This is a genomic window from Burkholderia territorii, from assembly GCF_902833055.1.
Classification (GTDB): Bacteria; Pseudomonadota; Gammaproteobacteria; order Burkholderiales; family Burkholderiaceae; genus Burkholderia; species Burkholderia territorii.
Genome location: NZ_CADFEJ010000003.1, coordinates 169,153 through 191,933, shown reverse-complemented (window position 1 = coordinate 191,933; position 22,781 = coordinate 169,153). Strand labels below are relative to the sequence as shown.

The window sequence follows — 22,781 nt, the reverse complement described above, 5'->3', positions numbered from 1 at the left end:
ATGGGAAAGTGTGCGACGGCGGCTTCAGGCCGCCGTCGTCGCATGCAGCGTCAGGAAACGCTTGAGGATGCCGGACGAATAGCTGCTCGCGATCGCCGACAGGAAGTGCGAGAACGACTGCGTCGCATGATCGTCGGCCGTATCGGAGATCGTGCGCACGATGGCGAACGGCACGTCGTGCTCGGCACACACCTGCGCGATCGCCGCCCCTTCCATCTCGACCGCGAGCGCGTCCGGCAACGCTTCGCGCAGCGCGACGACTTCGCGCTCGCTCGACACGAAGCGGTCGCCGCTGATGATCAGCCCGCCGTGCAGCGTCGAGCCGGCCAGCCCGAAGCGCTCGGCGAACTGCGCGCCTTCCTCGGCGACGAACAGCGTGCACGCGGCCTTCAGACGAGCCGTCAGTACGGCATCGGTCGCGAACCGCGTGATGCCGAGCAACGGCACCTCGTAGCGCGGAAACAGCGGCGATGCATCGAGATCATGCTGCAGCAGCAGATCGGCAACGACGACGTCGCCGACGCGCACCGTGCGCGACACGCCGCCGGCGACGCCCGTGAACACGATGCCGGACACGCCGAACACATGAATCAGCGCGCTGACCGTCGCGGCGGCCGCGACCTTGCCGACCCGCGCGAGCGTGACGACGCAGGCCGCGCCGTGCACGGTGCCGACGTGATAATCGCGGCGGCCGAGCGTGATCGTCTTCATCGCGCCTTCGGCACGCATCGCGGCGATCAGGTCGCCGAGCTCCTCGGGCAGCGCGGCCAGAATGCCGAGCGGGCGCGTCGAAACCGTCTGAACCATGTCGATGCTCATCATTCCACCGCCTGCAGTTTCGCGACCGCCAGCGCGAGCCATTTCTCGCCGTGCCGTTTGAACTTCACCTGCGCCTTCGCGTCGGCGCCGTTGCCTTCGAGCGCGGTGACCGTCCCCTCGCCGAACTTGGTATGGAACACCTGCTGGCCGATGCGAAAGCCGGTGTCGGCCGCGCGCTGCTTGTTCGCGAACGCCGGCAGCGGCGCGGTGACCGCCGCGTCGACGACCTGCTCGCGACTGCCGCCGCCCGGTCGCGCGAACCAGTCGCGCCCCCAGCCGGCGTTGTCCGAGCGCCCGCCCCAGCGCGAGCCCGCCTCGACCTTCGGCGTGAGCCACTTCAGCACGTGCTCCGGCAATTCGTCGAAGAAGCGCGAGCGCACGTTGTAGCGCGTCTGGCCATGCAGCATCCGGCTCTGCGCGAACGACAGGTAGAGCCGCTCCTTCGCGCGCGTGATCGCGACGTACATCAGCCGGCGCTCTTCCTCGAGACCGTCCGATTCGAGCACGCTGTTCTCGTGCGGGAACAGCCCTTCCTCGAGGCCGGTGATGAACACGGCCGAGAATTCGAGGCCCTTCGCCGCGTGCACCGTCATCAGCTGCACCGCATCCTGGCCGGCCTGCGCCTGGTTGTCGCCGGCTTCCAGCGACGCATGCGACAGGAAACCCGCGAGCGGCGTCATCGTGTCGGGATTCTGCGCGGGGTCGTCGAGCGGTGCCGGATCGAGCACGTCGATCGCCGGATCGTCCGCGTCCACGCCGAGCTCCGGCGCCGCGATCGCGCCCGCGCGCAGCGGAATCGAGCGGGCCGGCGCATCGAGCCCGTAACCTTCCTCGCTGACGAACGCGGTGGCCGCGTTCACGAGTTCCTGCAAGTTCTCGAGGCGGTCCTGGCCTTCGCGCTCGCCCTGGTAGAAATCGGCGAGGCCGCTCGCGCGCACGACGTATTCGACCGTCTCCGGCAGGCTCATGTGCTGCGTGTCGGCGCGCATCTTCGCGATCAGGTTCGCGAACGCGCCGAGGCTCGTGCCGGCCTTGCCGGTGACGTACGGAATCGCCGCGGCCATCGAGCAGTCGTACAGGCGCGCGGCGTCCGCGAGCTGCTCGATCGAACGCGCCCCGATTCCGCGCGTCGGGAAATTCACGACGCGCACGAACGCGGTGTCGTCGTTCGGGTTGTCGATCAACCGCAGGTACGCGAGCGCGTGCTTCACTTCCTGGCGCTCGAAGAAGCGCAGGCCGCCGTACACGCGATACGGGATGCCCGACGTCATCAGCGTGTGCTCGATCGCACGCGACTGCGCGTTGCTGCGATACAGGACGGCGACTTCGCTGCGCGACATGCCGGTGTTGATGAGCGAACGGATCTCCTCGACGATCCAGCCGGCCTCCTGCGCATCGGTGCTCGCCTCGTACACGCGCACGGGCTCGCCATGGCCGGCGTCGGTGCGCAGGTTCTTGCCGAGGCGATGCGAGTTGTTCGAGATCAGCTGGTTCGCCGCATCGAGGATGTTGCCGTGCGACCGGTAGTTCTGCTCGAGCTTGATCAGGTTGCGCACGCGGAATTCGTCTTCGAAGTCGCGCATGTTGCCGACGTTCGCGCCGCGGAACGCGTAGATCGACTGGTCGTCGTCGCCGACCGCGAAGATCGCGTTCTCGCCGCCCGCGAGCATCTTGAGCCACGCGTACTGCAGCTTGTTGGTGTCCTGGAACTCGTCGACGAGGATGTGCCTGAAGCGCGCCTGGTAGTGCGCGCGCAGCGGCGCGTTGTACGCGAGCAGCTCGTAGCAGCGCAGCAGCAGCTCGGGGAAGTCGACGACGCCCTCGCGCTGGCACTGCTGGTCGTACGCCTGATAGAGCTCGACGAACTTGCGGTTGAAGTTGTCGGACGCGTCGACCTTGTCGGGACGCAGCCCCTGCTCCTTCGCGTTGTTGATGAAGTACTGGACGTTCTTCGGCGGATATTTCTCGTCGTCGACGTTCGCCGCCTTCATCAGCCGCTTGATCGCCGACAACTGGTCGGCCGTGTCGAGGATCTGGAAGGTCTGCGGCAGCCCGGCGTCGCGCCAGTGCGTGCGCAGCATCCGGTTGCACAGCCCGTGGAACGTGCCGATCCACATGCCGCGCGTGTCGATCGGCATCATCGCCGACAGCCGCGCCATCATCTCGCGCGCCGCCTTGTTCGTGAAGGTGACGGCCAGCACGGTGGCCGGCGACGCATAGCCCTGCTGAATCAGCCACGCGATGCGCGTGATCAGCACGCGGGTCTTGCCGCTGCCCGCCCCCGCGAGGATCAGCGCCGGTTCGTTCGGCAGCGTGACGGCGGCGTATTGTTCAGGGTTCAGATTGGCGAGCAGATCGGGCATGGAGCGGCAGCGGACGTGCGAGAAAAATGCGGACCCGCCATTATAAGTCGGCCGCGCGATGCCGTTTCCGATCGATTCGGCCGCGTGCCGCCGCCCGCGTCGTCGCCCCTTGCGGCCTGCCCGCGCCAGCCAGCGATGGCTGGCCGATGTGCATCCATTTATAATTGTCAGATTCGGCATCCAATTCACGCATTTTTCGGCAGATTTCCAACCATGAGCGACAGCACGCTTGCGAAGAGTTTCGAGCCCCACACCATCGAGTCCCAATGGGGGCCGGAGTGGGAAAAACGCGGCTATGCCGCCCCGGCATTCGATCCGGCACGCCCCGATTTCGCGATCCAGCTGCCGCCGCCGAACGTCACCGGCACGTTGCACATGGGCCATGCGTTCAACCAGACGATCATGGACGGCCTCGCCCGCTACCACCGGATGCTCGGCGAGAACACGCTGTGGGTGCCCGGCACCGACCACGCGGGCATCGCGACCCAGATCGTCGTCGAGCGCCAGCTCGATGCGCAGGGCGTATCGCGCCATGACCTCGGCCGCGAGAAATTCGTCGAGCGCGTGTGGGAATGGAAGCAGCAATCCGGTTCGACGATCACCGGCCAGGTGCGCCGTCTCGGCGCGTCGACCGACTGGTCGCGCGAGTATTTCACGATGGACGACAAGATGTCGGCCGCCGTGCGCGACGTGTTCGTCACGCTCTACGAACAGGGCCTGATCTACCGCGGCAAGCGCCTCGTCAACTGGGATCCGGTGCTGCTCACCGCGGTGTCGGATCTCGAGGTCGCGAGCGAGGAGGAAAACGGCCACCTGTGGCACATCCGCTACCCGCTCGTCGACGGCTCGGGTTCGCTGACCGTCGCGACCACGCGCCCGGAAACGATGCTCGGCGACGTCGCGCTGATGGTTCATCCGGAAGACGAGCGCTACGCGCACCTGATCGGCAAGCTCGTCACGCTGCCGCTGACGGGCCGCGAGATCCCGGTGATTGCCGACGACTACGTCGACCGCGAGTTCGGCACGGGCGTCGTGAAGGTCACGCCCGCGCACGACTTCAACGACTACCAGGTCGGCCTGCGCCACAACCTCGCGCCGATCGAGATCCTGACGCTCGACGCGAAGATCAACGACAACGGCCCCGAGCAGTATCGCGGCCTCGACCGCTTCGACGCGCGCAAGGCGATCGTCGCCGATCTCGACGCGCAGGGCTTCCTCGATTCCGTGAAGCCGCACAAGCTGATGGTGCCGCGCGGCGATCGCACGGGTGTCGTGATCGAGCCGATGCTGACCGACCAGTGGTTCGTCGCGATGACGAAGCCGGCGCCGGAAGGCACGTTCAACCCGGGCAAGTCGATCACCGAAACGTCGCTCGACGTCGTGCGCAACGGCCAGATCAAGTTCGTGCCGGAAAACTGGACGACCACCTACTACCAGTGGCTCGAGAACATCCAGGACTGGTGCATCTCGCGCCAGCTCTGGTGGGGTCACCAGATTCCCGCGTGGTACGGCGAGAACGGCGAAGTGTTCGTCGCGCGCAACGAGGAAGAGGCGCGCGCGCAGGCCGCCGCCAAGGGCTACACCGGCGCGCTCAAGCGCGACGAGGACGTGCTCGACACGTGGTTCTCGTCGGCGCTCGTGCCGTTCTCGTCGCTCGGCTGGCCGAACGAAACGCCCGAACTGAAGCACTTCCTGCCGTCGTCGGTGCTCGTCACCGGCTTCGACATCATCTTCTTCTGGGTTGCCCGGATGGTGATGATGACGACGCACTTCACCGGCAAGGTACCGTTCCATACCGTCTACGTGCACGGCCTCGTGCGCGACGCGGAAGGCCAGAAGATGTCGAAGAGCAAGGGCAACACGCTCGACCCGATCGACATCGTCGACGGCATCGACCTCGAAACGCTGGTCGCGAAGCGCACGACGGGCCTGATGAACCCGAAGCAGGCCGCCACCATCGAGAAGAAGACGCGCAAGGAATTCCCGGACGGCATCCCCGCGTTCGGCACCGACGCGCTGCGCTTCACGATGGCGTCGATGGCGACCCTCGGCCGCAACGTGAACTTCGACCTCGCGCGCTGCGAAGGCTATCGCAATTTCTGCAACAAGCTGTGGAACGCGACGCGCTTCGTGCTGATGAACTGCGAAGGCCACGACTGCGGTGCCGACAAGCCCGAAGTCTGCGGCGCGGGCGACTGCGGCCCCGGCGGCTACCTCGACTTCTCGGCGGCCGACCGCTGGATCGTGTCGCTCCTGCAGCGCACCGAGGCCGACATCGCGAAGGGCTTTGCCGATTACCGCTTCGACAACATCGCCACCAGCATCTACAAGTTCGTGTGGGACGAGTACTGCGACTGGTACCTCGAACTCGCGAAGGTGCAGATCCAGAACGGCACGCCGGAGCAGCAGCGCGCGACGCGCCGCACGCTGCTGCGCGTGCTCGAAACCGTGCTGCGCCTCGCACACCCGATCATTCCGTTCATCACCGAGGCGCTCTGGCAGAAGGTCGCACCGCTCGCCGGCCGCTACCCGCAAGGCAAGCGCGAAGGCGAAGCGTCGCTGATGACGCAGGCGTACCCGGTCGCGAACCTGCAGAAGATCGACGAGGTGTCCGAACAATGGGCAGCCGACCTGAAGGCGATCGTCGACGCATGCCGCAACCTGCGCGGCGAGATGAACCTGTCGCCGGCGACCAAGGTGCCACTGCTCGCGGCCGGCGACGCCGAGCGCCTGCGCTCGTTCGCGCCGTACGTCCAGGCGCTGGCGCGCCTGTCGGAAGTGCAGATCCTGGCCGACGAAGCGACGCTCGACCAGGCGGCGCACGGCGCGCCGATCGCGATCGTGGGCCCGAACAAGCTGGTACTGAAGGTGGAAATCGACGTCGCGGCCGAACGCGAGCGCCTGTCGAAGGAAATCGCGCGCCTGACGGGCGAGATCGCGAAGTGCAATGCGAAGCTCGGCAACGAGGCGTTCGTCGCGAAAGCGCCGCCCGCCGTGGTCGAACAGGAGCAGAAGCGCGTCGCCGAATTCCAGAGTACGCTGGACAAGCTGCGCGCTCAACTCGATCGGTTGCCTGCGTAACAAACAGTAAGGTCGTTTGCGTTCACTATAATCGGAACGTGAACATAGACTGTCTGACAAGTCGATTACAGGAATAAAGGTTCGATCATGTTGAAAGTCACCAAGGCGGTATTCCCCGTTGCCGGTCTCGGCACGCGGTTCCTCCCGGCAACGAAGGCAAGCCCGAAGGAAATGCTGCCCGTCGTCGACAAGCCGCTGATCCAGTACGCGGTCGAGGAAGCAATCGCCGCGGGCATCACGGAGATGATCTTCGTGACCGGCCGCAGCAAGCGCGCGATCGAGGATCACTTCGACAAGTCGTACGAGGTCGAGGCCGAACTCGAGGCGCGCGGCAAGGAAAAGCTGCTCGAGCTCGTGCGCAGCATCAAGCCGAGCCACGTCGACTGCTTCTACGTGCGCCAGCCGGAAGCGCTCGGCCTCGGCCACGCGGTGCTGTGCGCGGAAAAGCTCGTCGCCGACAACCCGTTCGCGGTGATCCTCGCCGACGACCTGCTCGACGGCAACCCGCCCGTGATGAAGCAGATGGTCGACGTGTTCGACCACTATCACAGCTCGGTGATCGGCGTGGAAGAGATCCCGCCGTCGGAGACGAAGTCGTACGGCATCGTCGACGGCAAGGAGTGGGAAGAGTCGATCGTCAAGATGTCGGCGATCGTCGAGAAGCCGGCGCCGGAAGTCGCGCCGTCGAACCTCGGCGTGGTCGGTCGCTACATTCTGAAGCCGCGGATCTTCGAGCACCTGCGTGCACTGAAGCCGGGCGCGGGTGGCGAGCTGCAACTCACCGACGCGATCCAGGCGCTGCTCGCCGACGAACAGGTGCTGGCCTACAAGTATCAGGGCACGCGCTACGACTGCGGCAGCAAGCTCGGCTACCTGAAGGCGACGGTCGAGTTCGCGTTGCGCCACCCGGAAGTCGGCACCGAGTTCGACGCGTACCTGCGCGCGCGCGCCAACGGCCAACCGGCCGCCTGAACGCGGCACGGGCCGGCCCCGCCCGCGCGGCGGCCCGCCCTCGCCTCACGGCCGGCGCGTCAGCGCGCGGCGGCCGACTTCACCGAGACGACGCCCGGCATTGCGCCCGCGTCGTCTTTTTTCGTCTTCACGAGCCAGCCGTCGCCCTGCTCGAACGGCAGCTTCGCGAGCGCGCTCTTCACGAGCGTCGGCGCGGCGTGCTGCGTGCCCGCATCGCGATCGCGCATCGACGCCGACACGCGATAGACATCGGCGCCCGACTTCGCATCGACGAAACGCAACGTCAGCACGTGGCGGTACACCTTGCCCGCGAACGGCAGCGGGAGCGGCGCCGGCCCGTCGACGGTCACGCACGCACTGCTTGCCGCGCCGCACTGGTCGGCCGTCGCCGCGACCGACGCCGGCTGCGTCGCGTACGCGATCGACAGCCGGTAGCGCGCAGCCTGGCCACGCTGCGCGTCGAAGCCGCGGTGCGCGAGCTCGTCGCGCACGAGCGTCTCGATCTGCCGGTACTCGGCATCGTCTGACTGAGCGGCCGTGCGAACGAAATCGTAGGTGTGCGAACCGGATGCGAACGCATTCGACTGCCCGAGCGCGCTCACGCCGGTCGTGACGCCGGCGCAACCCGTCAACAGCGCCACCGCCAGCGCGGTCGCTGCCCATTCCTTTCTCATGACTTCCCCCAAATGCCAGCCGTCGCGCCCGGCCCTGTCAGGCGGACGGCTCGTCGATCGCGGGCAGCGACACCGTCACCGCGGTGCCGACACCCACTTCGCTGTCGACCGTCACGCTGCCGCCGTGGCGCGTGACGACCGTCTTCACGAATGCCATGCCGAGCCCGGAGCCCGAGATTTCGGGCCGCTCGCCCGCATGGAATCGCTTGAAACGCTCGAACAGATGCCGCTGATCTTCCGGCGAGATGCCGTACCCCTGATCGCGAATCGTACAGGACATCCGTTTCGATGCGTGCTCGACCGTCAGCGTACACGTGATCACCGTGTCGGACGGACTGTATTTGACTGCATTGTTCAACAGGTTCACGAATGCGCGCGTGATCAGCGAGCGGTCGGCACGCGCCCAGCACATGCCGGTGCCGACGTCGGTCTCGATGCGGATGCGCTTGGCCTGCGCCTGCGGCCAGACTTCGTCGCTCGCGTCGATCAGCACGTCGACGAGGCTGGTCGGCTCGAGCTGATACGCCTGCGACTCCGCGCGCGCCAGCTGCACGAACTCGTCGGCAAGCGACAGCGCCCGGTGCGCGTACCGCTCGATGCGCGCGAGCAGCCCGCGCATCGCGTCGGTTTCGACGCGATCGCGCTCGATCTCGACGAGCGCGAGGATCGACGACTGCGGCGAGCGCATGTCGTGCGACAGCAGGTGCAGCGCCTCCTCGCGCTGCCGCTCGGCCGCGTGCAGCTCGGTCACGTCGACGAGCCCGGCGATCCAGCCGGTCACGTGCCCCTGCGCATTGGTACACGGGGCGTAGCGTAACAGATGGTCGAGCCCGTCGCGATCGCGCACCTCGATGCCGCGCGCCATCGCTTCGTCTTCGCCGCCGAGCGTCGGATCGAGCGCGTCCGGCCAGTGTTCGCGGATCGTGACGTCGTGCTCGGCGTTGCCGTCGACGGTCTTCATGAACGTCAGCTCGCCGAGCGCGGCGCGCAGCGGCCGCCCTTCCGGCACCGGCAGCGCGAGGCGCGCCCCGTAGCGCTTCGCCGCATGGTTCGCGATCAGCACGGTCCCGGCCAGGTCGGTGACGAAGATCGGCTCCGGCATGCTGTCGAGGCTGTCCCATACGAAGCGCTTCATGTCCTGCACGCGCTGCGCGGCCTGTGCCATCAGCGCCATCTGCCGCTCTAGCACGTCGCCGCCGACGCTGCGCGTGCGCGGTGCCTCGGGCAGCAGGTGCGGCTCGTCGGCAAGCCGCTGCAGCTCGCGGCGCAGGTACGACATCGTCATTTCCAGGCGCCGCCAGTTCCAGATCGGGTAGACGGCGATCAGCCCGAAGATCGCCGGCGCGGGCGACAGCCACACGCGCGCCTCGAACAGCAGCGCCATGCTGGCGACGACGGACAGCGCGGCCAGGCTCAGCGTCAGCAGCAGCGCACGCCACGGCGACAGCATCAGGAAGCCGCCCAGCAGCACGGCGAGCGGCAGCAGCGATGCGGCGAAGATCCACGCACGAGACGCGGGCAGGATCGCGCTGCCGGTAGCCAGCATGTCGAGCACGTTCGCGTGGATGTACACGCCGGCAAGCGGGCCGAAATCGCCCGACACCGGCGTCGCGAAGCGGTCGTAGAGGCCCGATGCGGTGACGCCGACGACGACGATCTTGCCGCGCAGCGCGTCGGGTTTCACGCGCCCTTCGAGCACATCGTCGAACGACAGCGTCGGATACGCGGGCGTATTGCGGCTAAACGGAATCAGGTAGCGGCCCTCGCCGCTCGCGTCGCGCGACAGGTCGTGCGCATTTGCGCCGGGCACACCGCCGACCGGGTGCAGCCGGCCGGCCTGAATCGCCCGATAGACGGGCACCATCAGTTGCGGCCAGCGCACGCGCCCGTCGCTTTCGAACAGCGCGACGCTGCGCACGATACCGTCGGGATCGACTTCGAGATTGATGTGGCCGAGGCCCATCGTGCGCGCCGCCAGCTCCGCCACGGGCGGATCGACGGTGCGCGTGCCGTCCGCCTGCTCGGGGCTCAGCAACACGGGCAGGAAGGTCGGCACATGGGTCATTGCATCCGCGAACGCGCGATCCTCCGGCGACTGCTCGGTAAACAGCACGTCGTAGACGACCGCGGCCGGCTTCGCACGCGCCAGCGTGTCGAGCAGCCGAGCGTGCACGCTGCGCGGCCACGGCCAGCGGCCGAGCGCGGACACGCTCTGGTTGTCGATATCGACGACGACGACGTCTGGCGACAACGGCAGGCTGCGCAGCATCAGCAGCCGATCGTAGATGAGCCCGTCGACGCTCGACGAGAACCGGCCGAACGCGCACGCGAGGATCACCGCGATCCCGAGGCAGCCGATCGCGATCCACTCGATCAGGAAGCGGCGGCCGAGGCGCCGCCGCGGGGAAACGGAGTCGGTTTTCATGCGCCGCGGGTCAGCGCGACAACGTGAACGCGCTGACCGGACTCGTCTTCTGGTAGAACTTGCCGCCCTCGAACTCCTCGACCGTCACCGCCCAGTAGTAGTCGCCGGGCGGCAGGTGCGCGACCGTGATCCGCCGGGCCTGCAGGCCCATCTGGTCGACGACCGGCGCGCTCAGGTCCTTCGAGCGCGACAGCACGAACCGGTAACGCGCATCCTTGCCCGCGCCATTCGGCGACCAGCGGAACTCATAGCCGTTCGGGCCGGGCGACGCGGTCGCATCGAGCCCCATCAGGCGCCGCTCGAACGCGTAAATGTGCGGCATGCCTTCGAGGCCGTTGTCGTCGATCGCGGAAATCCGGACGAAGTACGTCCCGTTCGGCACCTCGCGGAACACCGCGCGCGACGAAACGGTGCGCGTTTCGCTGAACAGTTCGAGCATGCCCGCATCGCGCGCGAGTTGCAGGTGATACGCGTGCGCCCGCTCGAGCGGCACGATGTCGAACGTGAGGTCGGACTCGTCCTGCACCTTGTCGGGATACGTGAGCGCGGGTGCCGGCAGCAGTTGCACGGGTGCGCCCACCGCGCCGGACGACGTCGAGACGCTGCCGAAGTTCGCATGCACGAGCGTCGGATCGGCCGGCTGCTCCTTGCCCGCGACGCCGACGGTACCGTCGAGCACCTCGACGCGCGTGGCAGCGTTGCCGGCGGCGTCGTAGTTCACGCGGAACCGCGTGCCGCGCACGCCGGCCACGACCGACGGCGAGCGGATCTGGAAGCGGTCGTCGCGCTTCTTCAGATGCGTGACCTCGCTGTCGACCGAGCCGCGCGTGAGCTCGAATTCGCGATCGAGCGTGCCGGTCAGCACGGTGCGGCGCAAGGTCTTCAGGGCCAGCTGACTGTCGGGCGGCAGGCTCATGTGCGTGCCGTCAGCCAGTTCGAGGGTCAGGAAGCCGTTCCCGCCGGTGCGTACGCGATCGCCCTCGGTGAGCGTCGCATCGCTCACGAGCGGCGCATACGCGGCGCCGGACGCGCGCTCGACCGTGCCCTGCACCGCGACGACGCGCGCGGTCAGCGTTTCCCTGCGCAGGCGCGCGACGGGCAGCTTCAGCGCGACGCCGGGCTGCAGGCGCTTCGGCGCGGGCACGCCGTTGATCTGCTGCAACAGCTGCCAGTCGTCCGCGCCCTGCAGGTAGCGCGCGGCGACGTCGTACAGCGTGTCGCCGGCATGCGTGCGGTAGACGACCGTCTTGCCCACGGCGGCGGGCGGCTGTGCGACGGCCTGCCGTGCCGCGAATGCGAACGCGACCGCGCACGCCGCGTGCAGCGCCGCCGTGCACACGCGCGCCGTGCGCTGCGTGGTGCGCCGGGTCACTCCGGTTCTCCCTGGCCGACCCGCTCGAGCCGGTAGCCGTAGCCGTAGATCGGCGCGAGGCGGTAGCCGTTTTCCGGACGCAGGCCGAGCTTCGTGCGCAGCATCGAGATGTGCGTGTCCATCGTGCGCGACGGAATGTCGGTCGCCTGCTTCCACACGAGATCGAGAATGTGCGCGCGCGACAGCGGCCGGTCGAGGTGCTGGAACAGCAGCAGCGCGAGCTCGAATTCCTTCTGCGTGAGGCTCACGGCCTTGTCGCCGACATACGCCTGTTTCAGGTTCACGTCGAAGCGGAACTGGTCAAACTCGCGAACGGTCGCCTCCGCGTTCACCGGATACGCGCGGCGCAGCAGCGAGCCGATGCGCGCGCGCAGGATCGGGCCCGACACGGGCTTGACCACGTAATCGTCGGCGCCGGCGTTGAGGATCTGCGTGATCCCCGCCTCGTCGTCGCGGCTCGTCATGAAGATGATCGGCAGGCTGTGCTCGGTCTGGTTCGCACGCACCCACTTGAGCACTTCCTCGCCGGACATGTCCGGCACGTTCCAGTCGAGCACGAGCAGATCGAACGTCTCGCGTTGCAGACGCTTCTTCAGGGCCTTGCCTTCCTTGAACGCATAGCATGTGTGGCCAGCGGCCGTCAGCGTTTGACTGACGAAATCCGTCTGGGCCGGGTCGTCATCCAGTACAGCAATTCTCATAGCACCCCGCAAATCGAAATCGATTCGTCCAGTTCAGCTTCCCGCGCTCACCCCGCGCGGCACGCACGCGGCCTTCGACACCGGCCGGCGAGCCGTCGTTGGCCGAGCACGCGAACTGCGCCGCACGGCACCCCGGCAACATATCTCAAAAACGGGGCACGGACGAACCGGCGATTTCATCATAGTAGTATGAAATTCGCCAAGAAATTGCGCGGACTACGGTCCTTTATTCGAATAATCCTTCCCGCCGCGTGATCGCGCGCCTAGTCGGCGCCTGTTTCGCCGGCCACCGGCTCGGTCGCGTCATCGGCCGACAGTCGCCGCAACCGCGCGCCCGCAAGCGCCTGCGGCCGTCGCGGCATGGGTTGCCCCTGCCCCAACATCCGCGCCAGTTGGCCGCGCACGCGCTCCCAAGCGGGCGCTGCATAGTCCGGCTGGCTCGCCGCCCATGCCTGCGCGAGATCGAACACGCGCTCGATCGTTGCACCGCAATACGTCAGGCCCGCGCCTTCGTCCTGCGCGGCGCCGCGCAGGCGTTCGTCCAGCGATTCGGCCAGCCACGGCATCTCGGCCGCGGCCGAATCGGCATACGCCTCCAGCGCGGCACGCGCGTGCCTGTCCTGTTGCGGGTCGAGCTCGATCCGGCTCAACCCCGCCACGCGTGCGGGCGCGATGCATTCCGCTGCGGACGGACTTCGAATGGTCCCTGGTCTGAAGGACATGTCCTCTCCCCGTTTGTACGACGGCAGCGTCAGGCATGGCCCCCGTGCCAGCCTCGTATGACGTACCGTGGCCGGCGCGTCGATCCGAGACGGACGACCGGCCGGGCCAGTATACGCAGCCGGCCGTGCGACGAGGTTTAAGAATTGTCAGAGGTGCGGAGAAGACGCGGCCGGGCCGCGACGGGCGCTGCCCGTCCGGGGGCCGCAAGCGGCGCGTGATGCGGACCGTCAGCGGCGGCGCATCAGGAACACGAACGTTTTGTCCTGGGTGGTGACTTCGACGATCTCGTTGCCCGTCTGCTTCGCGAACGCGGCGAAATCGCGCTGCGAGCCCGGATCGGTCGCGAGCACCTTGAGGATCTGCCCGCTCTCCATATCGGCGAGCGCTTTCTTGGCGCGCAGGATCGGCAACGGGCAATTGAGCCCGCGCGCGTCCACTTCCTTGTGAATCTGCATCGGCTGTCGACCTTCGAATGACGCGCCACGCGGGCGCGGGAGGAAGCGGCGATTTTACCGCAGCGCGCCCAGCGCCGCCCGAGCGGCCGCCCTCGCCCGTCAGGCAGCCGAGAAGCCGCCCGCGAGCCGCTCGCGCAGGTGCCGCACGAGCGCGCGCGCCGCGCTCGGCACGACCGCGCTGTATGGGCGGATCGCGAAGATGTGGTCGCCGAACGCGCCCGACGGTCGCCAGCCATCGAGCAGCGCGACGAGCCGGCCGGCGTCGAGATCGCGCCGCGCGCTGAAATCCGGCAGCAGCGCGATGCCGAGCCCGCCGAGCGCGGCCTCGCGCATCGCCTCGCTGTTGTTCGCCGCGAAACTGCCGCGCACGGGCACGCTCACGCGCTCGCGCCGACGGCCGTGCGGCTCGAAGCTCCAGGCCGCCGGTTCGTTATCGCGCAGGTAGCACAGGCAGCTGTGGTCGACCAGTTCGCCCGGGTGGCGCGGCGTGCCGCGCGCATCGAGGTAGTCCCGGCTGGCCACCAGCAATGAACGCGTGTCGCACAGCTTCCACGCGACGTGGGTTTGCGGCGCGGTCGTCGTATGGCGGATCGCGAGGTCGAAACCCTCCTGCGTCAGCGAATGCAGCCGGTCGGACAGGTCGAGTTCGATATGCACGCCCGGATGCTGCCGCAGGAAATCGGGCAAGTGCGGCACGATCTGCTGGCGCCCCAGCGCGACGGGCGCAGTCACGCGCAGCAGCCCGCGCGGTTCGCCGGCCAGGTCCTTCACGCGCGCGAACTGCTGGCCGATCGATTCGAATGCGTCGCGCGTGCTGTCGACCAGCGTCTGACCCGCGTCGGTGAGCCGCACGCTGCGGGTCGTGCGCCGCACCAGCGGCACGCCGGCCGCCTTCTCGAGATCGGCGATGCGCTGGCTCATCGCGGCCTTGCTGATGCCGAGCCGCTGCGCAGCGGCCGTGAAACTGCCTGCGGCCGCCAGCACCGTCAGCGAATGAATATGCGGCCAGAGCGCCTGAACATTTTGCTGATTCATTCGTCGATTATTCAGAATTCTGAACAGTGAATCAAGTTGCGCGAGCTTCTCCCGCCCCGCCGCTTTGCCTAGACTAGGTTCCGTTCGCCCCCAATCTCAGGAGACACGATGAACCCGGTTCCCGCCTACACGTCCGACGCCGACGTCGGCCACTATGTCGACGGCGCGCCCGTTGCCGGCCGCAGCGGCCGCTTCCAGGACGTCTTCAATCCGGCGCTCGGCCGCGCGGTGCGCCGCGTCGCGCTCGCCGGCGACGACGAGGTGCAGCAGGCCGTCGCGTCCGCCCGCGCCGCGTTCCCGGCCTGGGCCGACACGCCGCCGATCCGCCGCGCACGCGTGCTGCACCGCTTCCTGCAGTTGATGAACGAGCACCGCGACACGCTCGCGGCGATCATCACGGCCGAGCACGGCAAGGTGTTCTCCGACGCGCAGGGCGAAGTCGCGCGCGGCATCGACATCATCGAATTCGCGTGCGGCGTGCCGCAACTGCTCAAGGGCGACTTCACCGACCAGGTCAGCACCGGCATCGACAACTGGACGATGCGCCAGCCGCTCGGTGTCGTCGCCGGGATCACGCCGTTCAACTTCCCCTGCATGGTGCCGTGCTGGATGTTCCCGGTCGCGCTCGCGACCGGCAATACCTTCGTGCTGAAGCCGAGCGAACGCGACCCGTCGGCGGCCCTGTTCATGGCCGACCTGCTGACGCAGGCCGGCCTGCCCGCCGGCGTGTTCAACGTCGTGCAGGGCGACAAGGGCGCGGTCGACGCGCTGCTCGACCATCCGGACGTGCAGGCCGTCAGCTTCGTCGGCTCGACGCCGATCGCGGCTTACGTGCAGCAGCGCGCGGTGCAGTCGGGCAAGCGCGTGCAGGCGCTCGGCGGCGCGAAGAACCACCTCGTCGTGATGCCCGACGCGAACATCGAGCAGGCGGTCGACGCGCTGATCGGCGCGGCGTATGGCTCGGCGGGCGAACGCTGCATGGCGATCAGCATCGCGGTGCTCGTCGGCGACGTGGCCGACAGAATCGTGCCGGCGGTCGCCGAGCGCGCGCGCAAGCTGGTGATCGGCGACGGGATGTCGCCGGAAGTCGAGATGGGTCCGATCGTCACCGGCGAGGCGCTCAAGCGCATCGAAGGCTATATCGAGCAAGGCGTCGGCGAAGGCGCGCAACTGGTGGTCGACGGGCGCGGGTTGCGCGTGCCGGGCCGCGAGGCGGGCTTCTTCACCGGCGGCACGCTGTTCGATCATGTGACACCCGACATGCGCATCTACAAGGAAGAAATCTTCGGGCCCGTGCTCGGCTGCGTGCGCGTGAAGGACTTCGGCGAAGCGGTCGACCTGATCAACGCGCACGAGTTCGGCAACGGCGTGTCGTGCTTCACGAGCGACGGCGGCATCGCGCGCGAATTCGCGCGGCGCATCCAGGTCGGCATGGTCGGCATCAACGTGCCAATTCCCGTGCCGATGGCATGGCACGGCTTCGGCGGCTGGAAGAAGAGCCTGTTCGGCGACATGCACGCGTACGGCGAGGAAGGCGTGCGCTTCTACACGCGCCAGAAGTCGGTGATGCAGCGCTGGGCATCGAGCATCGGCAAGGGCGCCGAATTCGCGATGCCGACCGCGAAGTAAGCGCGATGGGCAAGCCCGCCCGCCGGAGCTACCGGCGGGCGGCACGCATGCGCAACGCCGGCGTCAGCCGGCCCTCGTGCCGTGGGCGCCGTCGGCGGTGGGCAGGTACGACAGCTCGAGGCGGTATGCGAGCGCGACGAACAGGCTCTGCGCGAGACCCATCGTCGCGGTCAGCGCGCGGAACCCGAACGTCGCGCTGTCCTGCACCATCAGCGTCACCTCGGCCTCGCGCGCGAGCGGGCTCATCCGGCTGTCGGTGATCGCGATCAGGCGCGCGCCGCGCTGCGCGGCCTGCTGCGCGACCTGCACCGTCTCTTCCGCATACGGCATGAACGAGATCACGATCATCACGTCGCCCTCGCGCACCGAGCGGATCTGCCCCAGATGCATGCTGCCGAGCGCGCTGAACAGGCCGATGCGCTTGTCGGTGTGCTGCAGCGCGTAGTCGAGATAGACGGCGATCGGAAACGCGCGGCGCGAGCCGGCGATCCAGATCGCCTGCGTGTCGGCGAGCAGGTCGACGGCCTGCGCGAGCGCCTGCGGGTCGAGCGTCTGCCGCAACTGCTGCATCCCGGCAATGCTGCCCTTGATGAATTCGTCGGCGATCTGCTCGGGCTGCAGGCTGGACGACCCCGATTCGATCACGTCGCGCACTCGCAGGTTGTACGCGCGGCCCGGCGCGATCTGCTGGGCCAGGCCCTCGCGGAACAGTCGCTGCATCTCGGAGAAGCCGGAGAAGCCGAAATGCTTCGCGAACCGCACGACGGCCGACGGCTGCACCCCGCACGCCTCCGCAAGCGACTGGATGCCTTCCAGCCCAAGCTGGTCCCGATGCGTTTCCACGTGACGCGCAATTACCTTCAGGCGATTGCTGAGGCCATCGTACTCCTGCGTCAGATGCTGCAGGAACTGCTCGACGGTGGCGGGAGGTTTCTCGGATGAACTCATCGGATAGCGCGAAGTTGACGGCCCCGATGCGCGCGCGACGCCGACGCACGCCGCCCGGGACTCACCTGTATGGATGCATGAAGGGCGAATTTAATCACGTTTGCGGCACGGACCGCGCCGCACGCTCGCTCCCACGCGCTCGATCATCACCTGCACACGCTCCACGGCGATACTGAAACGATTTTCCAACGCTCTCGCCGTGCCGTAAAGATCGGGACGTTTACCGACGCGGACGCGAACGCGACGCCGGTGGCCGCCGCCGGCCGATGGCGCGCACCGGCCAGCCGTGGCTCAACGATAGTCGACCCACACGCCGCCCGCATCGGCGGAGCGCACGCAGTTCTCGACCCAGCGCACGCCCTCGACGCCGGCATGCACATCCGGAAAGCGGATTTGCTTCAGCGCCTGCGCATCGCCGCGATCGGCCGCATCCATCGCGAGTGCGAAGCGCGCGTACAGGTTCGACCATGCTTCGAACAGCCCCTCCGGGTGCCCGGCGCCGATGCGGTCCTCGCGCAACGCGTGCGGATGCAGATAGCCCATGCCGCGATCGAGCACCTGCGCGGGTTGTCCCTGGATCTCGTAGCGCAACTGGTTCGGATGTTCGTCCCACCATTCGACGCTCGCCTTCGAGCCGATCACGCGCACCTTCTGCCCGTGCATCGAGCCTGCGTTCACGGCGCTCGACCATACGTAGCCGATCGCACCGGTGTCGTATTCCATGATCGTGAACGCGTTGTCCTCGAGCGGCGCGCGGCTCTTCACGAAGCTTTGCCGCGAGCACATCAGCCGGCGGATCTTCAGCTCGGGCGCCATCACTTCCGAGATGTACAGCGGGTGCGTGCCGATGTCGCCGAGCACGTAGCTCGGGCCCGCGAACTTCGGATCGACGCGCCAGCGCGCTGCCGCGCTCGCGGCCTCTACGCCCTCGCTGTGGAAACCGTGCGCGAACTGCATCTGCACGATGCGGATCTCGCCCAGATCGCCGCGCGCGATCATCTCGCGCGCCTGCTCGATCATCTGGTGACCTGAATAGCCATACGCGACGCCGACGATGCGGTTCTTCTCGATCGAAAGCCGCGCCAGCGCCTCGGCCTCCTCGGTCGTGAAGCACAGCGGTTTCTCGCAGATCACGTGCAGCCCGGCGTTCAGCGCCGCGCGGCAGATCTCGAAGTGCGTGTTGTTCGGCGTCGCGATCGACACCGCGCGAATGCCGTCGGCGCGCTTCGCCTCGGCCTCGAACATCGTCCGGTAGTCGGGATAGCAGCGCTCGGCGTCGACGCCGAGCTTCACGCCGAACTGCCGCCCTCGTTCGGCATCGATGTCGAACGCGCCGGCAACCAGCCGGAAACTGCCGTCGCGCAATGCAGCCGATCGATGGCTGTAGCCGATCTGGCTGCCGAGCCCGCCGCCGACCATGCCCCAGGGAATCGAATGTCCGAGCAGAATCTGTCCGTCGATCATGATTGTCGTGTTCCTGTCCGTGTTCAGATTTTCATATGTTCAGAAGTACCAATCGTCCGTCGCTCACGCGAATCCGGCCGATGCGAGAAACGCGCGGCTCGCCGCGACGTCGCGCAGGCTCGTGCCGGCATTGCGCGGGTCGCGCTCCTGCTCGATCGTGATGGTGCCCGCATAGCCGATGTCGTCGAGCGCGCGACGGATCGCGCGGTAGTCGAGTACGCCGTTGCCGATCGGGCACATCACGCCGCGCGCGCAAGCCGCGAAGAATGCGATGTGCTCGCCCATCACCGCGTCGTAGACGGCCGCGTCGATATCCTTGAAATGCACGTAGTCGAGCCGCGCCGCATGCCGGCGCAACCACGTCTCGGGATCCATGCCCGAGTAGTACAGGTGGCCGGTATCGAGACACAAGCCGGCAGTGTCGGCCGCGATGTCCGCGACGATCCGGTCGATCTCGTCCGCGAACTCGATGTAGCCGCCGGCGTGTGGATGAATCACCGCGCGCACGCCGAATTCGTCGCGCGCGACGGTCGCGATCCTGCGGATATGGTCGACCATGCATGCCCAGCGCTCCGCGGACAGCCGCGGCGCGCGATCGGCATGGCCGGCCGCGTAGTCGCGCTCCTCGTGTCCCCAGTCGATCACGACCAGATACGGCGCCGCATAGCGCTGGCCGGGTTGGGTCGGCAGCGTCGGCAGTCGCGAGATCAGCGCGCAGATCTCGCGCGTCTGGCGCAGCAGGTTCGGCAGGTTCTCCGGCGACACCAGGTCGTCGAAGATCGTGCCGGCGGTGATGCTCAGGCGCTGCCGGTCGAGCTCGGCGCTCACCACGTCGAGCTCGAGCGGGATATAGCCGTATGGCCCGAGCTCGATGCCCGAGTAGCCGGCCTGCGCGGCCTCGGCAAGCACGTGCCGCCACGGCGGCAGGTGCGGGTTGTTCACGTCGTCGACGCCCCAGCAGCAGGGCGCGCAGCCGATCTTCATCGTCATCTCGGTCGCTCCGGTGGAAAAACGGCGCGTCGCCGCGTGCGTGGCGACGCGGCCACGGGTCAGGCGCGATAGAACGCCGGGCGTTCGGCCATTGCGATCGGCTCGACCGCCCCGCTCTTTTGGGCACGCACGCAAGCGTCGGCCGCGACCGCCGCCGCATAACCGTCCCACGCGGACGGGCCGGTCAGTGCGCCGTGCCGCACGCCGTCGATGAATGCCTGCAGCTCGACGTCGTACGACGCGATGAAGCGCTCCTTCCAGTCGGTCATGATCTCGACCGATTGGCGCGCCGCATGCTTGAGCCCGACAGCCGGCGGATCGGGCAGCTTCGCGATGCCGTTCTCGCCGACGACTTCGCACTGGATGTCGTAGCCATACTGGCAATTGACGAAGATCTCGACGTCGATGCGCACGCCGCTCGCGGTTTCGAGCAGCACGATCTGCGGATCGGCGAGATGCGCGCTCGCGTGGCGCGTCTTCTTCGGATAGACGACCTGCGCGCTCGCATAGTCCTCGCCGAGCAGCCAGCGCAGCACGTCGAGCTCGTGGATCAGCGTGTCGGTGATCGCCATGTCCGTCGTGTAGCGCTCGCCGACGGATTGATTGCGGTGCGCGCAATGCAGCATCAGCGGCGCGCCGATCTCGCCGCTGTCGATCACGCGCTTGAGCGCGCGATAGCCTTCGTCGTACGGCCGCATGAAGCCGACCTGCACGAGCCGGCGGCCGTGCGCGACCTCGGCCTCGACGATCCGCATGCAGCCGTCGGCCGTCACCGCGAGCGGCTTCTCGCAGAACACCGGCTTGCCGTGCGCGATCGCGTCGAGCACGAACGCTTCGTGTGTCGGCCCCCAGGACGTGACGAGCACGGCCTCGACGTCGGCGGCCGCGACGACTTCGTGGCCGTCGCCGTAGATTTCCGCATCGAGCCCGTACTTCGTCACCGCATCGCGCGCCTGCTGCGGATCGATGTCGTTGACGGCCACCACGCGCGCGCCGGACAGTGTGCGCGTGAGTCTGCGGATATGGTCCTGGCCGATCGCGCCGCAGCCGATCACGCCGATTTGCAAGGTCATCCGGATATCTCCAGTCTGTCGTTCATCAACGGCACGGTCCGTGCCGTTCGTTCATGATTCAGCGCGTTGCCGCGTGTGCGAAATGGCGATCGACGTAGCGCCGGATCGTGTCGCGCATGTAGCGCGACGACGCCTCCGCGCGGTCCTCCCACGCGAACACGCACGACGACATCACGCCGTCGAAGCCGGCATCGCCGAGCGCGCGAAAAAAGATGTCCCAGTCGATCTCGCCCTGCCCGATGTCGAGATGCTGGTGTACTCGAACCTGGTTCGAGCCGGGCGGGTTCACGATGTAGCGCAACTGGCTGCTCTTGCGGTGATCGAAGGTGTCGGCCACGCGCACGTGCGCGAGGATCGGCGCGGCCTGCGCGATCATCGCGGCCATGTCGTCGCCGTAATAGAACGTGTGCGGCGCGATGTACGACAGCTTCAGCGAAGGCGAGCCAATGTTCGTGACGATGTCGATCGCCGGCTGCAGCTGCTCGATCCAGTCCTCCGGATGCGGCTCGACCGACAGCACGATACGTTCGCGCTCGAGGATCGGCAGCAGCTCGTCCATCGAACGAAACCATGCGGCTTCGCACAGTTCCTTCGGATTCGCGCCCGGCCGCTCGCCGACCGAGCGCTCGGGCGACGCGCCGCGCCCGAACTCGGACACCATCAGCGCGCACTCCATCTCGAGCGCGACCTCGATCGCCTTCTTCCAGCAACGCACCGCCCATTGGCGCTCGTCCTCGAACGGGCTGGCCCAGCGATACATCGGCTGAAGCGACGCGAGGCCGACGCCGCTCGCACGCAGCGCTTGCCGGAATGCGGCCATGCGCTCGCGCGTCGCGCGCGGCATCACCCACCAGTCGAGAAAATCGCTGCGCGGCGACAGCTCGATCTGGTCGTAGCCGAGTTCGGCAACGGCGTGCGGCAGCCGATCGAGCGGCAGGTGGCGAATCATGTAGGGATCCAGAGCAATCTTCATCTTCTTCCCGGTCGGTTCCGTATTCGATCGTCGCAGGTCAGCGGCGGGACTTCTTGTTGCGGTACTGGTCGGCGATCACGGCCGCGACGATGATCGCGCCCTTGACCATCTCCTGGTAATACGCGTCGATCCGGATGAACGTGAAGCCCGATGTCATCACGCCGAGGATCAGCACACCGATCACGGTGCCCGTCACGCGCCCGAGGCCGCCCGACAGCGACGTGCCGCCGATCACGACGGCCGCGATCGCGTCGAGCTCGTACATCACGCCCATGCCCGACTGGCCGGAGATCGCGCGCGCGGCCGTCACGGTGCCGGCGATCCCGCTCAGCAGGCCCGCGATCGCATAGACGAACACCAGGTGGCGCGTCACATTGATGCCCGACACGATCGCCGCGTGGCGGTTCGCGCCGATCGCATACGTGTACTTGCCGAAGCGCGTGTAGCGCAGCACGACGTGGAAGATCGCGGCCACCACGACGAAGATGATCACCGGGTTCGCCCCCGCGCCGATCGCCGCGAACTGGTCGGTCAGCATCGACACCGGCATCCCGTTGGTGAACCACTTCGCGAAGCCGCGCGCGGCAACCATCGTGCCGAGCGTCGCGATGAACGGCGGGATGCCCGTCAGCGCGATCAGCGAGCCGTTCAGCAGGCCGACCAGCAGCCCGACGCACACGCCCGCCAGCACCGGCCAGATGACCGGCAGGTCGGTCAGGTGCGGGAACACCGCGCGCGGAAAATCGGATACCTGCGCGAGGCTGGCCGACACGACGGCCGCCGCGGCGACGACCGATCCCGACGACAGGTCGATCCCGCTGGTGATGATCACGAGGTTCACGCCGACCGCGATGATGCCGATCACGGCCATCTGCAACACGATGATCTCGAGCCGCTCGGCGTTGAACAAAAAGCTCTGGCCGACGACAAGCCAGCCGATCACCTCGAAGAACAGGCTGATGCCCACCAGCACCATGAAGATGCTCAGTTCGGGCGGCCACTTCGCATGCCGCGTCTTGATCGTCATGGACTGCGCGTCCGCGACGGGATTCAGGTTGCCCATTTCAGTTGTCTCCATGCTTGT

Annotated in this window: 18 protein-coding genes; 3 read left to right on the top strand and 15 right to left on the bottom strand. The window is 67.5% G+C overall.

Annotated elements, in window-relative coordinates; translation table 11 throughout:
* Positions 1-24: 24 nt before the first annotated feature.
* Both HW466_RS08135 and HW466_RS08130 read right to left on the bottom strand, forming a co-directional pair.
* A complete protein-coding gene (locus HW466_RS08135) occupies positions 25-822 on the bottom strand; it encodes a 5'-methylthioadenosine/adenosylhomocysteine nucleosidase (RefSeq protein ID WP_060347411.1) in 798 nt (265 codons plus the stop codon).
* Positions 819-3,182 carry a UvrD-helicase domain-containing protein gene (locus HW466_RS08130; protein WP_059769411.1) on the bottom strand — a complete coding sequence of 788 codons (2,364 nt, stop codon included), beginning with the start codon at positions 3,180-3,182 and terminating at the stop codon, positions 819-821. The genes HW466_RS08135 and HW466_RS08130 overlap by 4 nt, the downstream gene beginning before the upstream one ends.
* Before the next feature lie 213 nt (positions 3,183-3,395).
* Between HW466_RS08130 and HW466_RS08125 the strand changes: the two genes are divergently transcribed.
* Positions 3,396-6,263, top strand: a complete 2,868-nt coding sequence (locus HW466_RS08125; RefSeq protein WP_059868389.1) for a valine--tRNA ligase — start codon at positions 3,396-3,398, stop codon at positions 6,261-6,263.
* 87 nt (positions 6,264-6,350) lie between these two features.
* Positions 6,351-7,235 (top strand): UTP--glucose-1-phosphate uridylyltransferase GalU, encoded by an 885-nt coding sequence (gene galU / locus HW466_RS08120; RefSeq protein WP_059448284.1) that lies wholly within the window; start codon positions 6,351-6,353, stop codon positions 7,233-7,235.
* A gap of 59 nt (positions 7,236-7,294) precedes the next feature.
* On the opposite strand, the gene HW466_RS08115 is transcribed toward galU, so the two are convergent.
* The 7 genes from HW466_RS08115 to HW466_RS08085 all read right to left on the bottom strand — a co-directional run bounded on the left by HW466_RS08115 (position 7,295) and on the right by HW466_RS08085 (position 14,620).
* On the bottom strand, positions 7,295-7,909 hold the full coding sequence (locus HW466_RS08115; RefSeq protein WP_059503053.1) for a DUF4136 domain-containing protein: 615 nt from the start codon (positions 7,907-7,909) through the stop codon (positions 7,295-7,297).
* Positions 7,910-7,946: 37 nt separating this feature from the next.
* On the bottom strand, positions 7,947-10,334 hold the full coding sequence (locus HW466_RS08110; RefSeq protein WP_060347415.1) for a CHASE2 domain-containing protein: 2,388 nt from the start codon (positions 10,332-10,334) through the stop codon (positions 7,947-7,949).
* A gap of 10 nt (positions 10,335-10,344) precedes the next feature.
* Positions 10,345-11,706 carry a FecR family protein gene (locus HW466_RS08105; protein WP_174905441.1) on the bottom strand — a complete coding sequence of 454 codons (1,362 nt, stop codon included), beginning with the start codon at positions 11,704-11,706 and terminating at the stop codon, positions 10,345-10,347.
* Positions 11,703-12,407, bottom strand: coding sequence for a response regulator transcription factor (locus tag HW466_RS08100; protein WP_006402120.1), 705 nt, complete (start codon positions 12,405-12,407; stop codon positions 11,703-11,705). The genes HW466_RS08105 and HW466_RS08100 overlap by 4 nt, the downstream gene beginning before the upstream one ends.
* Before the next feature lie 263 nt (positions 12,408-12,670).
* Complete coding sequence (locus HW466_RS08095; protein WP_059503046.1) at positions 12,671-13,129, bottom strand: hypothetical protein; 459 nt, start codon at positions 13,127-13,129, stop codon at positions 12,671-12,673.
* 228 nt (positions 13,130-13,357) lie between these two features.
* On the bottom strand, positions 13,358-13,585 hold the full coding sequence (locus HW466_RS08090; protein WP_006753156.1) for a sulfurtransferase TusA family protein: 228 nt from the start codon (positions 13,583-13,585) through the stop codon (positions 13,358-13,360).
* A 99-nt stretch (positions 13,586-13,684) separates the two neighbouring features.
* Positions 13,685-14,620 (bottom strand): LysR family transcriptional regulator, encoded by a 936-nt coding sequence (locus HW466_RS08085; protein ID WP_059448279.1) that lies wholly within the window; start codon positions 14,618-14,620, stop codon positions 13,685-13,687.
* Between the two features lie 108 nt (positions 14,621-14,728).
* Between HW466_RS08085 and HW466_RS08080 the strand changes: the two genes are divergently transcribed.
* A complete protein-coding gene (locus HW466_RS08080; protein WP_174905442.1) occupies positions 14,729-16,249 on the top strand; it encodes a CoA-acylating methylmalonate-semialdehyde dehydrogenase in 1,521 nt (506 codons plus the stop codon).
* A gap of 63 nt (positions 16,250-16,312) precedes the next feature.
* Here HW466_RS08080 and HW466_RS08075 read toward each other — a convergent pair whose 3' ends face one another.
* From HW466_RS08075 to HW466_RS08050, 6 genes are all read right to left on the bottom strand, one after another.
* Complete coding sequence (locus tag HW466_RS08075) at positions 16,313-17,197, bottom strand: MurR/RpiR family transcriptional regulator (RefSeq protein WP_151004670.1); 885 nt, start codon at positions 17,195-17,197, stop codon at positions 16,313-16,315.
* A gap of 291 nt (positions 17,198-17,488) precedes the next feature.
* Positions 17,489-18,661: a Gfo/Idh/MocA family protein gene (locus HW466_RS08070; protein ID WP_059448276.1), complete on the bottom strand. Its 1,173-nt coding sequence runs from the start codon at positions 18,659-18,661 to the stop codon at positions 17,489-17,491.
* A gap of 63 nt (positions 18,662-18,724) precedes the next feature.
* Positions 18,725-19,651: a TIM barrel protein gene (locus HW466_RS08065; RefSeq protein WP_059503040.1), complete on the bottom strand. Its 927-nt coding sequence runs from the start codon at positions 19,649-19,651 to the stop codon at positions 18,725-18,727.
* Positions 19,652-19,710: 59 nt separating this feature from the next.
* On the bottom strand, positions 19,711-20,724 hold the full coding sequence (iolG, locus tag HW466_RS08060) for a bifunctional inositol 2-dehydrogenase/D-chiro-inositol 1-dehydrogenase (protein ID WP_059448274.1): 1,014 nt from the start codon (positions 20,722-20,724) through the stop codon (positions 19,711-19,713).
* Positions 20,725-20,782: 58 nt separating this feature from the next.
* A complete protein-coding gene (locus tag HW466_RS08055) occupies positions 20,783-21,697 on the bottom strand; it encodes a sugar phosphate isomerase/epimerase family protein (RefSeq protein WP_151004668.1) in 915 nt (304 codons plus the stop codon).
* A 37-nt stretch (positions 21,698-21,734) separates the two neighbouring features.
* The gene (locus HW466_RS08050; protein WP_059448272.1) at positions 21,735-22,760 is read right to left on the bottom strand and encodes an ABC transporter permease; all 1,026 of its coding nucleotides are present in this window, start codon (positions 22,758-22,760) and stop codon (positions 21,735-21,737) included.
* Positions 22,761-22,781: the final 21 nt, after the last annotated feature.